Genomic DNA, 14,683 nt, shown 5'->3' on the forward strand with positions numbered 1-14,683 from the left:
AGGGCCCTATTGACAGGCAACTTTAAAGTCTTTGAGCAGAGGATAGGTGGTTTTATTCAGCGTCGCAGCAAGTATTGCCCGGATCCATTTCAGAGGATTCAACTTTTGTTTTCGGCAGGTTTCAACAATGGTCAGGATGCGCTGTCTGAACAGTTCGCCCCGATGTGACCACACGCCATAGCTGCCTTTTCGCCACAGTACATAGCTACGCAATGAGCGTTCTGCTTCATTATTGGTCAGGGGCACGCCTTCATTCTTGAGGAATACCCAGCACATATCATCGTGTTTCAGCAGCAGTTTACACCGGTTCTGATACCGGGGAGTCACACAACGTCTTGATGCCAGTTCGAGTTGTTGTCGCCATGCGATGCGTAGCTTTTCCATTCGGTCCCGGTATCGCTTTTCACTTAGCTTGTTACTTTCATACCGGTGTTGCAGCCGGAACAACAGGCGGATGAGCCTGACCAATACTGTACCGTAGATTTTATTCGTGCCCCAGCTTTCCGCCAGCGCATTCATATTTCTTAAGATATGCGCCCAACATAGTTGACGATGGTCAGCATCAATATAGTGATAACCGGCATACTGGTCAGTCACAACAATGTTTTCTGGATTATCGCCCAGTAATTTCTTCGCTGCCCAGGCTCCGCGTGAGAAGTGGGTCATGAAGCATGATAACTCTGCTGTGCAGACCTGCCACATCCAACGGTTTTCGTTGCCACGCTGATGACGGGTTTCATCGCAGTGTACCACCGCCTCAGTGCGCATCATCTCTTTGATATCCTGATACGCTGGCGTCAGCACTGAACTAACCCGGCCCTGCGCTTCAGAGATAGCACCGCGACTGAACGATAAGCCGAAGTTCTGTTCGAGCTGTTGCTGGATTTTACTGATACTCTGGTGAAACTGACCGGACTGCATTGCCACATAGGCCAGCAGGTTATTGCCCATCTGTCCCTGATTCACGTTGTCAGGTAGCGTTGCTTTTACCGTTTTACTGCACTGACAACAATGGCCCTGATGCAACTGATGTTCGACTACAGAGAATGCCTGGCTGGGAATATCAAATACCTGATGCCGACGATAAGGGGAATCATTGATAGCAATGTCACCACCGCAAGCACAAGTATCGTCGGGATAATAGGTGCGCGTCTCATCAACGGTATCGGCCAGCATCCGCTTACTACCTTTATGGCCGGATTGCGCACCGCGCTTACGGCCCGTCGGCTTTTTAGCTGGCGCAGATGAAGCTACACTCGGACCATTAGAAGATGGCGGGCGCGATGAATTACGACTGTTCTGATTCAGTCGGTCTTCGAGGTCATTTAGCCTGTCCCAGAGTGCTTGAATAACCAATTTTGCATCATCTAAGTTATCGACTGCGGGCGGCTTTGATAGCTGTTTTTTACGTGGCATGAAGTCACTTTGACAGACTGGGGGGATCAATCAATAGGATCCAAGAGATCACTGAAAATAAATATATTTAGCTGTCAATAGGGCCCTGCTGAACGGTTACGAGAAGCGCTTGCTAAACTGCGCCCAGGCATGAAAGTGCAGTATGCTCATGATGGCAAAACTATCACCGGCACGTTACTTAAGAAAAATAGAAAAACGGTGCTCATTGCTAACAACAATGGCAAGACGCATCACAAGGTGCCGGCTGGCATAGTAACTGCGGTTAGCGTTGCTAAACTCGATCTTAGTCAGGCGGTCAAGAACGGTCTAAAATGATCGGTTACATTAAAACAGGCATCCCTTAAACGCTGATAGCCTTGCAATGAATTCTCAAATTTCATCTGAATTGTTGTACCGTCAGCAAACTGAATGCAAGCATCATGGCTTTTCTTCGCTATATCGATGGCCACTAAGGTCAAATTTTTACTATCATCTATGTTGTCGGTCATTGCTTTAACTCCACTTATTGTTTGGTCACTTTAAGTATTGTTAATGGCCGACATCTTTTACAAAAGAATGAATAAAAAACCTGCATTCAACAGGTATCTTGGCCCCGAGCTAATTTCAGCCACGCTAACAGATTGGTGTCAGAACCATAATATTGAACTGATATATATTCAGCCAGGCAAGCCACAGCAAAATGGCTTTGTAGAACGCTTTAATGGTTCATTCCGCAGGATGCCTACTTGCTTGAGAATATCAGCCAAGTGAGAGAAATGTCTTGGTTCTGGCGACTGGATTATAACGAACAAAGAACCCATGAAAGTCTCGGAAATCTGCCTCCGGCAGCTTACCGAGAAAAACAGGAAAACTCTAGTTTAGAACTGTGTCATTAATGGGGAAGTGGACATCTGATCGAATCAATGTTTGCGACTATATCATTATAGCTACTTTCTAAAAACCGCTCGCCATCCGTAAAAAAAGAAACAAATAAAAGATTTAAGTAAAGGTAAATTTTCTATTTCTCGATAGATTTGCCATTGTCTCTTTGCTTTTTTGAATTTGTTTCTCGAAATTGAATTTGGTCGTATTCTGTAATGAGTCAGAGCACTGTTCAATGGATATGCGAACTTTCCCGTTTTGAGTAAAGAAAGCCATGTAGCATAGTCTTGGCCAGTACGTAAAAGAGGCATAGTAATTTCTTTGTCTTTAAAAGCTACTCGTCTTAACATAACAGTAGAGCAACCAAGTGTCGCTTTTTTTCGCAACATATCTTCATAACTCAATGGTTCTGATAATCTATTATCAACAACCTTCCCAAGCCGAGTCCCTTGACTGTCTATTATTTCATAAGCCGTAAATGAAAAATCAATATTGAGGTTATCCATAAATTCTATCTGAGTTTCTAGTTTTTTAGGGAGCCAAATATCATCACTATCGATAAATGCAATCATTTCTCCTGTAGCAGCGTGTAATGACTGATTCCTACTATAAGCAGCACCTCGATTTTCAGAGTTGTGTATGATGGATACTCTTTGATCCAAACTAGCAATTTCTGCAAGAAGTTCGATAGTCCTGTCCGTAGAACAGTCGTCTGTTACGATCCACTCCCAATGAGGGTATGTTTGCTTCGCTATTGATTCGTAAGTCTCAGTCAACTCACTTTCAGAGTTATACGTTGCTGTAATTATTGTAACCTTTTTCATGTTCGGTCCTTGTAGTCGAATTTATACTGATTCTCGAGACAGTTTCCCATATATACAATTAAGAACATATTTAATACCATAAGCTCAACGTAAATCATTAGATTTGAATTAGAGAAAATAAACATCGAAAGTAAATATGCAAATAGCTTACATTTATCTAAGTACCTTATTCTAAGTTTATATAGATGTACTCCAAAACCAATCCAGCAAAGTAAGAATAGGAAAATGCCAAAAAAGCCTCCCTCAAAAAAACTTTCAATAAATGAGTTATGTGAACTTTGAAGGTCCCTATTTTGAAAGCCTTCCAAAAATAAGCGTACCTGCGCCAAACCGTGCCCGTAAACTGGACTTTCCCCTACTTTTTCTATCGAAAAAAAGAATAATTCAAACCTGCCACTCCCCGTAGCTATTCGGTCTAACCTTAGGTCAATTAAATGAGCAATAAAATCAATATTAAAATACATCAGCGACAATAGAAAACTAATACAAAGAAATGAAGCTAATCCGACTAAAAAAATCTTTACACTTCCAAGTAGTCCCAAAAGAAACAAAGGAGCAAAGAAAGCTATGTAACTAGTAGTTGAAAAGGTTAAAATTAAAATTATTACCAATAAAAAAAAATACGACTTACTCGTAAAAGGCTTAAAAATAAAAACAAAGTAAAAAAGCGGAAAAATAAGTAACCCCATATTGTTAGGACTATCTGCAAAGCCACGAAGCCTTGGCAAAACACCTTCAAAATAAACACCAAATATACCCTGATTATATTTCTCACCCGCGCTGTAACCGTTTATGTAGATATAATATAGACCTAATAAATAATAAAAAATAATCAAATATAAAAAGCAATTAAAGCCGAAGGCATTTAATTCCCGCCGTACGCTATAGACAGGCGCAATGATAGTTAGTGCTACATAGGTTGCTATTAAAAAAACGATACCTAACGCTCTATTGAAAGCCAACTCTATACTTTCCCCCCAAAAAGAAGACAGAATCATATAAACAAAAAATATTGCAACAAAGGGAATGTGTATTGGAAGCGTGAACCTTATCCCATTACATGTGATGCCTGCATATACCAAAGTGAGTACTACTGCCAGCATATAAGGCTTTATAGGGCCGGGGCTAGTAAAAATCCAAAACTGCTGAATAAAAAAAGAACCTAATAGAATCAGAAAAATATTCTTTCTATTTATAGACATCTTAAAAAAAATCACGACTTTGTTTCAATTTCAAATAATGCTCTTTATCCCTATTACTGAATACTCTCGCAGGATTTCCGCCAGCAATGGCATATTTAGGAATATCACTTACGACTACCGATCCGGCTTGAATAATTGAGCCCTCACCTATTACACAACTAGACAGAACGGATACATTCATACCAAACCACACATTATCTTCTATGGTTACTGTTTTATATAAATATGTATTATCGTAAGGAATGCTTTCGCCGTGGTAATTGTGAACTTGCGTTATAATAAAACACCCAGAGCCACTGTGAAAGTTATCACCAATTGTAACTTTTCCGTTACCGTAAACCCTAAACCCATTGAAATTTACGTTAGTACCTATATGAGTATTTTTTGACAGTAAGGTGAAACCATTTACTCTAGGTTTTGCTTTATACGACCCAATTCTAGCCCGTGCTATAAATTGATATATAACCCTAAGTAACCTTTTTATTATGAACATACATTTTCCAAATTAATAACACGCTTTAGCTCTTTATAACCAACAAAATAAGCACTTAAAGCATATAAAAGCCAAATTAAAATACAATTATATATAACACCATTTATACCCCAAAATTTATAAGCAGTTATGCCAAAAACAATACTAACACCGCCGAGTAACAGAGTTATTTTGAAGAGCTTTTCAGATAAATTAAAATACATTAATAATGATGATGCAAAAAAGTAAATGCCTTGAATCAATGAAGCGAATGATAGTGTTCTAGAAAACTCGACCGCCCCTGCGTACTCCTTTGGAAAAAACACCGCAACAATGTAACTAATTAATCCTTGATACAGCGCAAAAGCAACAACAAGAATGGCTAAGTACGCTAAAAAATATTGGTAAAATACCTTCATTTTATCGTTCGTTACTTTCATTTTTGAGTAAAAGTCGGGTGATATATTTTGATTTATAATAGTAAAAAACAAACTCAGGGCTGATGCCAGCGTTGCTGCTAGTGCATAAATTGCGAATACTTCTTTTTCTATGAAACCAATTAAAATAAACCTATCCATAATGGTTATTAACGCCGCGGCCAATGAATGCAAAGCAGCAAACAAGCCAAACCTAAAAAATGTAATTTTTAGAGGATTTATTAAGGTAAATTTTAACAGCCCTGCATTATATAAAACCCCACACCCAACACATGCAGCAACTAATAATATAGATGCCATAACAGCAATAAAGTCTATACCGGAAAACCCTGCCATTAATTCGCTGCATAATAAAGGTACTAAAAAAGACGAGGTCAAAGTAATTATTTGATAGTAAGCAAATTTAAATGTGTTTTTGTTAACTCTAAAGTAATGCGAGGTAACCTGAAAAATACTTCTTCCAGAGATTAAAACAGGTAGCGCTAGCAAAGCCCAAGAAATATTAAAGCCAATTATCGCAATTAGCGTGGCCAAAAACGCCAGCACGGTTAAAAATACATTTACACTATAAAACAGCTGTACTGCGTCAGATGCGTATATCTCATTTTTTTCTGCTGCAGCTAGTGAGTAACTCGCAGTGGTGCCAAATATATAGACACCAGACAACACCGCACTCAAAGAATACAAAAAAGAATAATCAGCAAAAGACGCCATCGATAGGCTTGCTGAAATATAAGGTAAAAATAAGAATGCGACACTAGAGGAAATAAGTGTAACTAGGCTTAAAGTAAAAAGCTTTTTCATTTTATGCGTCTAATTCATAAACATTAGAAAAGGTCAAAAAAAAGTCATAAATATAATTTAATGATGGCGTATTAATTAGCTCATTAGGTATTTTAAACGAGGTAACCTCAGTACTTGGTGAAATTATACTTGTTGTAAATAAAGAGGCAGTAAAAAAGCCTGCAACAACAGCCGGTTTATTCTTACTCAATACTAGCTCTAATTCCGACGGAAAACTAGGCTCATATATTTTAAAGCCAATTGCTTTGTACCGGGTTAACCGCGCTCTATCCTCACCTCTGTGAGGAAGGTAATATACGTCTCTGCCCTTATATGCTTTTATAACCTGTGTTAATAGGTTTTCGTAAGATTTTTCACTAAGAATAGACGCCTCTATATACTTAGCCCCAAAAAAATATACTTTTGATGAGTCATCGTTGTCGGTAGTTAAGCTTTTTAAAAAACTAAAGTTATGTTTTTCAACAGTAACTGCTGCTACATCAAAACTAGATAAATCGAGTGCGGTAAATAAATCCATCGGGTTGAGTGTAGAAAAAACACGCTGTATAAAGCTTCTTTTTTCATTTTTAAGTCTATTTAAATAGGCTAATGTGGCCACACCATCATCCATTAAAATCATGGGGGTGCGTAATAAATGAAAAGGTTTTAAAAATTTACTTTTATGACAGCCAACATACTTTTTAGTTTTACCATCAAACAATAAAACACACAAAAAGGTGGTTATAAATTGAATAAAAGAGTAAATATTTACTACGTTACCCTCTGCAAATACAGGCTCATTTTTACTTATATAAAAGTTAAGTACTTTTTCTATTTGCTGATCATTAATGGCATCACCATTATAGCGAATAAGTAACTTCCATTTACGCTGAAATTTATATATTGCCTCCATGGCGTTAATTAACTGCCCTGGAGACTCTACATAAAAAACATTTAAATCATGATCTTTATGCTTACTCATAGCCTGCCATTTTATTATAAACGTTACACATATGGCGCTGCTCATCTAATGTGCAAAGGTTGCTTACATCGCCTTGTACAAATGCCTCTAGCTGTTTATATAAGCCTGGCTTAAACTCTTTATCTAGCGAGTCATCTATTTCGACACTAAGCTGAGGAATTGTGCCTTTTTTTTGTACTAATAACGATTCCATTGGCTTTAATATGTATCTGTTTTCGTTTGTGAATACTTCAACAGCCCATCGCCCAGCCGACTCCCAGTTAGCAGCATAATTAAATAATGCGCCAGACTTACTAACACCTGCCCCTGAAAAAATAGAAGAGGTAGGGTGCCAATTTAATTCACCTGTAACAAAACTAGCCATTTCCTTAGGTTGCCCGCCTAAATAAAATGCCAAATCGGCTACATGAGTAGAGTTGGCTAAAAACCATTTACTAAGTACGTCTTTAGGCTTATCTATTTTTTCTATTACATGCGCCCACTCTGTTAGTTCAAAGTTGAACGACGTTACCCCACCTTCAGCTTTAAGTCTTTCTTTTAATGCGATTACTGAAGCAAAAAAGCGTCTGTTATAGGCAATAAAAACATCACAGCCGCTTTCAATACTTTGCTTATGCAAAGTATTTAGCTCGGCCAATGTTGTGCCACCTGGCTTTTCAACTAGTATGCACTTTACACCGCTTTGAATTAACTTTTCAGTCGTTGTATATAACTGCGCAACACCTACACTAACAATTGCAGCTTCAGGGCGTTCTGGCGCTGTGTCTAAAAAAGCTTCAAGCCCGCCTTGAATAACGTTTTTACCTGTTTTGTTGGTAAACTCTTCTGCTGATGCTTTACCGCGGCCAATAACGATATAATCGCGATTTTGGGCATCTAAAACTTTCGCATAATCAACCGACATTGGGCCTGAGCCAACCAACCAAATCATTTTATTCTCCTTTTTATGTTATTGGACACGCTAATAATTTTTTATTTAGCACTTTGTTTATATGCTCAAGGTATAGCTCAATCATCGGGGTGTGAAGTTGGCACGATTCTTTAAAAGGAGTTAATGATGAAGTCTCAGTGTTTATTATTTCATCAATATTTAAACCCGTTAACTCACTTTGATATTTCACTTGATGCTTAAATTGTTGCTCCAATGTAGTACCGGCTGTATTAATAGTACCTGCCATTTCATCGATGTTTATCGTATTAGACTCAGACGAGAGAGCTACCTTTATTGATACTTCATCAGCAGTTGTACACTCAAGCTCTAATGAATGATTGCCAATCATAAACTTTGCTTTACCTGTTAGCTCGTAAAATCCGGCTCGTTTACTTTCGAGTAGTTGTGTATCTAAATTATTTTCGCTCGTTTGCAGGTTTGCTGAGTTACATAAATAAGAGAACAAGTCGATAAAGTGAATGCTATTACATGCCATTCCCCAGCCACTACCAGAAACCTTCATGGTAAGTACTTCATCAGGGTTTAAGAGTTCTTTAATTTGCTGATAAGAAGGGTAAAGTCTTCTAGGGCAGTTAACCCAAGCAGTTACATTATGTTGTTCAAGTAAAGCTTCAATATCGCTATATTCATTCAGCGCTTGAAACAACACTTTTTCAAAAATAATAAAACGTACTTTATTTTCAGCGAGTAAGCTGGCTGTTACTTTTGCTCTTACCGGTGCCGAGGTTGCAATAATACATACGTCGAATGACTCTGCTTTTGGTAAGCTTTGCGAATAGTGCACCGCACTTTTTGCATTATTAATAGCAACTTGCTCTGCTCTTTGCTTTGCAATATTTAACGACTCATCTGACGGGTCTACAACCGTAATATTTAACACTAAAGCGCTTTGTAAAGCACCTTGTAAGTGTCGACTTCCTAATTGCCCAGCACCAATTATAAGTATTTTATTCATGTATTTTGTCTCGCAGTATTGTTTCAGCAATAATAAAGTCTAGTTTTGTATCTATGTCTACAGAGCTCTCGCTATCCATTATATAAGCAACGCTATTACCTGACATCAAAACACCTTGTTGCAGAAACTGTTCAACTTTAGTCAAATAAATTGCACCATTTAATCTGTAGTATTGTGGTAGATCTTGGCTTCGCGTATTTTTTATACTTTCAGGGATAAAGTTTTCTAACGATAGCGAGTCATCTAATGTGTTACTCCACAATGGAGAATGCTCACATTCACAAACTGATATTACTGAATCGGCATTTTTTACATTTAATAAATCAATCGCGCCTTGTATATCGGCAGATGTGCGTAAAGGTGAGGTTGGCTGCAGTAACATTACATAATCACAGCTTTCACCAATATCTTTAAAGTACTCCAGTGCATGGCGCACTACGTCTACACTGCTGCTTGTGTCTGATGATAAGCTAGCAGGTCTTAAAAAAGGCACATCGGCACCAGCTGCTTGAGCCGTATTTGCGATTATTTCGCAGTCGGTACTAATAACTACTCGCGCTATTGAAGCAACACTTTTAGCAGCTTCAATTGACCAGTTAATCATTGGCTTACCTGCTAATGGCAAGATATTTTTACCTGGAAGACGCTTACTTCCACCTCGAGCAGGTATAATTGCTAGAATAGTTTTTTCATTGCTCATTAAAGCACCCCAAGGTCATGAATATCTATTTGCGCACGATTAAAGTCATCATGGCGGCCAACATCTAGCCAATATTCATGGATCGGAAATTTTAATGTTTTCTCATCATTCGCTTTTAAGTTTTCAAATAATGTTGGCATGTCTAAATACTCATTGCTTGATAAAGACTCAATTACTTTATTTGAGATGACATATATACCAGCGTTTACAAAGTAGCGATAAGTTGGTTTTTCGACAATATTTGAAATTTCATTGCCTTTACCTTCAATGACACCAAAAGGCACTTTAATTTCATAGTCGCGCACACACATGGTCGCATCTGCTTGGTTAGCATTATGAAAATCGAGTACTTTTCTAAAATCCACGTTTGTAAGAATATCGCCATTAACCATTACAAGAGGTAGCTTAGGCAGGGTTTTTGGTAATAATGAAAGCGCGCCACCGGTGCCTAAAGGAGTATCTTCATAAACGTATGTAATTTCTATATCGTGTTGGCTACCGTCACCAAAGTAATTCATTATTACTTCTGGTAAATAATGCGTTGAAATATAAAACTTATAAAAACCATGGCTTTTGAAATGATTGATCAATGTTTCTAACATTGGCTTTCCACCCACTTTAAGCATGGGCTTAGGGCAGTTATCTGTTAGAGGCCGTAATCGAGTGCCGAAGCCTCCCGCCATTATAAAAACAGGGTTGTCACGTTTTTCAATTTCCAGTGTTTCATGTAATGTTTTTACATTGACAAGCCGGCCGTTATCATCAAGAATCGGAAGAAGCAGAATCTTCTTTTTTTGCATCATTATCTTCAGGGCCTCATTAGACATTGAAGAATTTGCACTGGTTGGTGACGTATTCATTATTTCGGTCACAGCATTATCTAGGCCAATACCGTCAATTAAGCCTCTTCGAATATCACCATCGGTTACTAAACCAATTAACTTATTGCACTCTAGAACAACTAAAGCAGCGTGCATGGCTTGTTTGTCTATTACTTTTAGCGCGTCTCGTATTTTGACTTCTGGAGAAATCAAAATATTTTCAAAATTTTTTGTCATACCTTACCTTCCAGCTTTATGTATGGTCTGGCTCCATAGACGATAGCGAAGTCTGGGAGTGTTTTTAAAACATTAGCGCCAACACCAATTATGGTGTTTTTGCCTATTTGAATACTATTAATAACTTTTGCACCGGTGCCAATATGCACTGATTCTTTAACATGTACTTGGCCGCTCATTATTACACCGGGTGCTATATGACAAAATGCAGCTATTTCACAGTCATGATCTATGCTAGCAGAAGTATTAATTATGGTACCAAAACCAATTTTGCATCCTATGCATATTGTGGCATTTGTTAAAATTTGTGCTCCCTGCGCAATGGCTGCATTTGTAGAAACATGAGCAGAGTTTGCAATCACTGTAGCAAATTGATAAGACTTGCTTTTAAACTCTAAATGGATCTTGGTTCTTAAGCCTGAATAAGGCATTGCCCCAATGCCGTTTACAAGCTCAACCTCATTAGGAGAAAAATCTAAAATAGCGTCATCATTTTTAAAGTGCTTAATGCCTTTAAATAGTTCCTTGCCTGCTGTTATTTCGGGTGCGACAACAGCAATAACATCTCTTCCTTGTAGTAATAGTATTTCTAGCAAAGCGGCGGCATGACCACCACCGCCAATCATTACAAGCGGCTTATTTTTCATCGAGCAATTGGCTAACTGAGTAATCTTTACTAGCAGGAGTATCTAATAACGCCCAAAAGTTAATAGGGGCAATACCGCCTCCAGGGCGTTTTACCGCTAAATTATCAGCAGTGAACATCTCTCCTTGTTTAATTGCTTGTGCTGCAACTAAACTTTTTCGAGCCACGGCTTTATTTTTAACTTCTGAAGGTCTAGGCCCTTTAATGCCATCACCTAATATTTTTTCTACAATGCGAATACCATCAACCATTTTTTTTAATTCTATAGGATCAAGAGAAGCTTTGTGATCTGGACCTGGCAATGCTTTATCGACTGTAAAATGCTTTTCAATTAAAACAGCCCCTTTCGCGACAGCAGCAATAGGTACTACAATTCCGGCACTATGATCTGAGTAACCTACTTCTAGCTTAAAGGCGTTTTTCATGGTGTCCATTGCATTTAAATTTATATCGCTAAATGGTGCTGGGTATTCGGTAGTACAATGTAAAAGCGTTACTTTGTCTTTTAATAATTGCTTTCCTTGCTCAGAAAAGTACGCTGCTTGTAGCGCTTCATCTGTTGGATTGCCTTCTGGGTTTATGAAACCAAAGGCAATTACTGATAGTACTTGCTCTATTTCAGAAAGGGTTGCCATTCCTGTTGAAACAATCAGATCACAGCCGGTTCTAGCATGCTCAAGCACTAATGGGGCGTTTGTAATTTCACCCGATGGCAACTTGAGGCGTGTTATTCCCAAGTCATCTACTAAAAACGAAAGGCTTTCTGAATCAAACGCTGTCGATAAAAACTCAATACCTAAATCATTACAATATTTAACTAGCTTATGATGTGTTTCGTAGCTTAGCTCTAATCGCTCGAGCATTGAGTACTGAGACTCTTTTTGACCACTATTAGTAATTTGGTACTCTGCTTGCTGCGCATCTTTAGTCACTAGGTTTTTAGCTTTAAATGTTTGAAATTTTACTATATCGGCACCAGCTTGATGCGCAGCGTCAACAAGTGAAAAAGCTAAATCGTCACTGCCATTATGATTAACACCAGCTTCTGCAATAATTAATGTCATAGAGGTTCTCACTTTAAATCGTAAAACGTTTTCCTTGGCTCAAAATTTAAAGATTTGAGCATTTCAATTGCTTGAGCACTTGCATTACCAGCACCATATGGATTCACTATCTTCTCGCCTGGAGCTTTATAAGTTCCCATAATAGCTATTTTTATTGCGTCGGTTATTGCCACTTCATTCGCTTCGCAGTTAATTACACTCTTAGCTGCAAGTCGGCCTTTTTGTCTCAAACCTATATTTACTGTAGGCACATTAAATGCCGGAACTTCAATTATGCCACTCGATGAATTTCCGATTACAACTTCAGCATACTTTACCGCACTTAAATATCGCTGCTGCCCCAAAGAAGAAATAGCGCAAACTCTACTAGATTTTTTCTTAGCGTAATCTTCTAGCATAGGAATAATTCGCCGACCTCCGTCGTCTGCATTTGGATACGTTAAGATTACCTGACGATCTTCAAATTCGTCCAAAGCGTGAAGCAAATCCAAAAAGCTTTTCTCGGGGCACTCTTCACCTAGTGTTACCGGATGGTAGGTGACAAGGAAGTATGGTTGAGTAAGCTTAAAATTTAATGAACTGCCTAACTCCTCTTTACTCATCAATGTGCTTCGAACCAAGTGGTCTAGCCCGATTGCACCGATATTCTTGACCCGCTGAGGGGATTCACCTAGTTGTATCACGCGCTTACGGTATTCTTCAGTAGAGGTGCCATGTAAGTAACTGAGCTTTGTAATTGAGTGGCGAATAGCGTCGTCATAAGCGCCTTCTGTTATTTCACCGCCGTGTAAATGTAAAATAGGTATGCGAAGTATCATGGCTGTTTGCGCTGCAGCGAGCGCTTCGAAACGATCACCTAAAATAACTAAAGCGTCCGGCTTTAATCTATTCAAAGCATCAGTAAAACCTAAGACACCAAGACCCATACTTTTTGCCGTGCCAACAGCTGTATCTGATGAAAGTAAAATTTCTATTTTTTCATCTATTATGAAACCGTCTTGTTCTATCTGCTTATAGGTTTCGCCAAATTCTGAAGATAAGTGCATTCCAGAAACTAATAGCTGTAACGTTAGTTCTGGATCGTCTTGTATATCTCTGATCAGCCAATAGAGCAAACCGTATTCTGCACGTGTTCCTGTGAAAACCGCTACCTTTTTAATCATTACAACGTGCTCGAGAAATTAACTGGAGAGCTAGGTATATTTACTAACCGAGCTTCAATAAACTCAGACTGAGACAAGTTACCCGCTATTGCATTTTTAAACATTGGTAGGCGATGCATCAATTGCCATATAGGCCGTGTCATTACGCCTTCAGCATTTGTTTGTTTCAGTAGTTTTTCACGCTCTTTATGACTTGGGCAAATCACCGCATTTAGCCAATAGTTTGATTTTGCGTAATCAGGTTCTGTAACGAACTCGAACTCTGTACCCTTGAAAAAGTCTAAATACATATTTGCTAGCTGGCGTTTATTATCTATAAAATTTTGGAGATTCTCCATTTGTGCACTACCGAGTGCAGCATTTAAATTTGGCATGCGATAATTAAAGCCTGGCTCATCATGAAAAAACTCATAGGGATGAGGTACTTTTGCTGTGGTGGTAATGTGCTTTGTATGTTTGCCTGATTCGAGAGTTTTGCATAGAACCATGCCACCACCGCCGGTAGTAATAATTTTATTACCGTTGAAGCTGATAGCACCGAAATCTCCGAATGTGCCAGTGTGCTGTCCTCGATAAAATGAGCCTAAACTTTCAGCTGCATCTTCGACTAAGGCAATTTTCCACTCCCTGCAAACCTCAATTAACTCGTTAAGCTCAACTGGATGCCCAAACGTATGCATAGGCACTACGGCTTGAAACCGCTGCTTTGTCTCTCTGTGAATTGGCCCCAAATCAGTCGCTACTGCATATTGCTCTAAGAAGACAGACAATGCTTTAGGACATAACCCTAAACTTACTGGTGAGACATCTACAAAAGCCGACTCTGCTCCCATATGATTCACTGCGTTGCACGTTGCTACAAAAGTGAGCGCTTGAGTGATAACAATATCACCATGCCTTACTCCTGCCATGTAAAGTGATGCGTTGAGTGCAGCTGTACCGTTTACCGTGGCTACAGCTTTAGCTGTTCCAGTGAAATTCTCGATTTGTTTTTCAAAATCATCTACAAACTTACCAACGCTTGAAACGAACGTACTGTCTATAGTTTCGGAGACGTATTCTTTTTCATTACCTGAAAAAGTTGGTGCGTGCAGAGGAATGAAATCATTAGTTTGATAAAGGTCTTTAATAAACGGAACAAGCTGTTTAATCATAATAAATCTGCCTA

The 14,683-nt window shown here is 38.7% G+C and carries 15 protein-coding genes and 1 pseudogene; 2 read left to right on the forward strand and 14 right to left on the reverse strand.

Translation table 11 applies throughout. The features are described 5' to 3' along the window. Positions 1-6: 6 nt before the first annotated feature. Positions 7-1,416 carry an IS66 family transposase gene (gene tnpC, locus CW735_RS16995; protein ID WP_100970864.1) on the reverse strand — a complete coding sequence of 470 codons (1,410 nt, stop codon included), beginning with the start codon at positions 1,414-1,416 and terminating at the stop codon, positions 7-9. Between the two features lie 135 nt (positions 1,417-1,551). Between tnpC and CW735_RS17000 the strand changes: the two genes are divergently transcribed. Both CW735_RS17000 and CW735_RS17005 read left to right on the forward strand, forming a co-directional pair. Next, positions 1,552-1,731: a hypothetical protein gene (locus tag CW735_RS17000; protein WP_157812637.1), complete on the forward strand. Its 180-nt coding sequence runs from the start codon at positions 1,552-1,554 to the stop codon at positions 1,729-1,731. A gap of 273 nt (positions 1,732-2,004) precedes the next feature. After that, a pseudogene (locus tag CW735_RS17005) lies at positions 2,005-2,291 on the forward strand (integrase core domain-containing protein); the annotation flags it as partial. A 51-nt stretch (positions 2,292-2,342) separates the two neighbouring features. Here CW735_RS17005 and CW735_RS17010 read toward each other — a convergent pair. From CW735_RS17010 to CW735_RS17070, 13 genes are all read right to left on the reverse strand, one after another. After that, positions 2,343-3,101 (reverse strand): glycosyltransferase family 2 protein, encoded by a 759-nt coding sequence (locus CW735_RS17010; protein ID WP_100973000.1) that lies wholly within the window; start codon positions 3,099-3,101, stop codon positions 2,343-2,345. Beyond that, positions 3,098-4,204 (reverse strand): O-antigen ligase family protein, encoded by a 1,107-nt coding sequence (locus CW735_RS17015; RefSeq protein ID WP_157812719.1) that lies wholly within the window; start codon positions 4,202-4,204, stop codon positions 3,098-3,100. The genes CW735_RS17010 and CW735_RS17015 overlap by 4 nt, the downstream gene beginning before the upstream one ends. A 100-nt stretch (positions 4,205-4,304) precedes the next feature. After that, complete coding sequence (locus CW735_RS17020; RefSeq protein ID WP_232368314.1) at positions 4,305-4,796, reverse strand: acyltransferase; 492 nt, start codon at positions 4,794-4,796, stop codon at positions 4,305-4,307. Continuing rightward, positions 4,787-6,016, reverse strand: coding sequence for a lipopolysaccharide biosynthesis protein (locus tag CW735_RS17025; protein WP_100973002.1), 1,230 nt, complete (start codon positions 6,014-6,016; stop codon positions 4,787-4,789). The genes CW735_RS17020 and CW735_RS17025 overlap by 10 nt, the downstream gene beginning before the upstream one ends. Before the next feature lies 1 nt (position 6,017). Next, the gene (locus tag CW735_RS17030; protein WP_100973003.1) at positions 6,018-6,977 is read right to left on the reverse strand and encodes a hypothetical protein; all 960 of its coding nucleotides are present in this window, start codon (positions 6,975-6,977) and stop codon (positions 6,018-6,020) included. Then, complete coding sequence (locus CW735_RS17035) at positions 6,970-7,908, reverse strand: Gfo/Idh/MocA family oxidoreductase (RefSeq protein ID WP_100973004.1); 939 nt, start codon at positions 7,906-7,908, stop codon at positions 6,970-6,972. The genes CW735_RS17030 and CW735_RS17035 overlap by 8 nt, the downstream gene beginning before the upstream one ends. Before the next feature lie 13 nt (positions 7,909-7,921). Continuing rightward, on the reverse strand, positions 7,922-8,884 hold the full coding sequence (locus tag CW735_RS17040) for a Gfo/Idh/MocA family oxidoreductase (protein WP_100973005.1): 963 nt from the start codon (positions 8,882-8,884) through the stop codon (positions 7,922-7,924). Beyond that, positions 8,877-9,584, reverse strand: coding sequence for an acylneuraminate cytidylyltransferase family protein (locus CW735_RS17045; protein ID WP_100973006.1), 708 nt, complete (start codon positions 9,582-9,584; stop codon positions 8,877-8,879). Before CW735_RS17045 ends, CW735_RS17040 begins: the two co-directional genes overlap by 8 nt. Further along, positions 9,584-10,642, reverse strand: a complete 1,059-nt coding sequence (locus tag CW735_RS17050) for a nucleotidyltransferase family protein (protein WP_100973007.1) — start codon at positions 10,640-10,642, stop codon at positions 9,584-9,586. The genes CW735_RS17045 and CW735_RS17050 overlap by 1 nt, the downstream gene beginning before the upstream one ends. Beyond that, complete coding sequence (locus tag CW735_RS17055; protein WP_232368315.1) at positions 10,639-11,289, reverse strand: NeuD/PglB/VioB family sugar acetyltransferase; 651 nt, start codon at positions 11,287-11,289, stop codon at positions 10,639-10,641. Before CW735_RS17055 ends, CW735_RS17050 begins: the two co-directional genes overlap by 4 nt. After that, on the reverse strand, positions 11,279-12,352 hold the full coding sequence (neuB, locus tag CW735_RS17060) for an N-acetylneuraminate synthase (RefSeq protein ID WP_100973008.1): 1,074 nt from the start codon (positions 12,350-12,352) through the stop codon (positions 11,279-11,281). Before neuB ends, CW735_RS17055 begins: the two co-directional genes overlap by 11 nt. 8 nt (positions 12,353-12,360) lie before the next feature. Continuing rightward, positions 12,361-13,515: a UDP-N-acetylglucosamine 2-epimerase gene (neuC, locus tag CW735_RS17065; RefSeq protein ID WP_100973009.1), complete on the reverse strand. Its 1,155-nt coding sequence runs from the start codon at positions 13,513-13,515 to the stop codon at positions 12,361-12,363. Beyond that, positions 13,515-14,669, reverse strand: a complete 1,155-nt coding sequence (locus tag CW735_RS17070) for a LegC family aminotransferase (RefSeq protein ID WP_100973010.1) — start codon at positions 14,667-14,669, stop codon at positions 13,515-13,517. The genes neuC and CW735_RS17070 overlap by 1 nt, the downstream gene beginning before the upstream one ends. Positions 14,670-14,683: the final 14 nt, after the last annotated feature.

This window comes from Alteromonas sp. MB-3u-76 (assembly GCF_002831605.1).
Taxonomy (GTDB): Bacteria; Pseudomonadota; Gammaproteobacteria; order Enterobacterales; family Alteromonadaceae; genus Alteromonas; species Alteromonas hispanica.

Bases quoted from the DNA above. Each gene is read 5' to 3' on its own strand.
- CW735_RS17040 (WP_100973005.1), bottom strand. From the start codon at position 8,884: ATGAATAAAATACTTATAATTGGTGCTGGGCAATTAGGAAGTCGACAC.
- CW735_RS17010 (WP_100973000.1), bottom strand. From the start codon at position 3,101: ATGAAAAAGGTTACAATAATTACAGCAACGTATAACTCTGAAAGTGAG.
- CW735_RS17045 (WP_100973006.1), bottom strand. From the start codon at position 9,584: ATGAGCAATGAAAAAACTATTCTAGCAATTATACCTGCTCGAGGTGGA.
- CW735_RS17070 (WP_100973010.1), bottom strand. From the start codon at position 14,669: ATGATTAAACAGCTTGTTCCGTTTATTAAAGACCTTTATCAAACTAAT.
- CW735_RS17050 (WP_100973007.1), bottom strand. From the start codon at position 10,642: ATGACAAAAAATTTTGAAAATATTTTGATTTCTCCAGAAGTCAAAATA.
- CW735_RS17035 (WP_100973004.1), bottom strand. From the start codon at position 7,908: ATGATTTGGTTGGTTGGCTCAGGCCCAATGTCGGTTGATTATGCGAAA.
- tnpC (WP_100970864.1), bottom strand. From the start codon at position 1,416: ATGCCACGTAAAAAACAGCTATCAAAGCCGCCCGCAGTCGATAACTTA.
- neuB (WP_100973008.1), bottom strand. From the start codon at position 12,352: ATGACATTAATTATTGCAGAAGCTGGTGTTAATCATAATGGCAGTGAC.
- CW735_RS17025 (WP_100973002.1), bottom strand. From the start codon at position 6,016: ATGAAAAAGCTTTTTACTTTAAGCCTAGTTACACTTATTTCCTCTAGT.
- CW735_RS17055 (WP_232368315.1), bottom strand. From the start codon at position 11,289: ATGAAAAATAAGCCGCTTGTAATGATTGGCGGTGGTGGTCATGCCGCC.
- CW735_RS17020 (WP_232368314.1), bottom strand. From the start codon at position 4,796: ATGTTCATAATAAAAAGGTTACTTAGGGTTATATATCAATTTATAGCA.
- CW735_RS17015 (WP_157812719.1), bottom strand. From the start codon at position 4,204: ATGCTGGCAGTAGTACTCACTTTGGTATATGCAGGCATCACATGTAAT.
- neuC (WP_100973009.1), bottom strand. From the start codon at position 13,515: ATGATTAAAAAGGTAGCGGTTTTCACAGGAACACGTGCAGAATACGGT.
- CW735_RS17030 (WP_100973003.1), bottom strand. From the start codon at position 6,977: ATGAGTAAGCATAAAGATCATGATTTAAATGTTTTTTATGTAGAGTCT.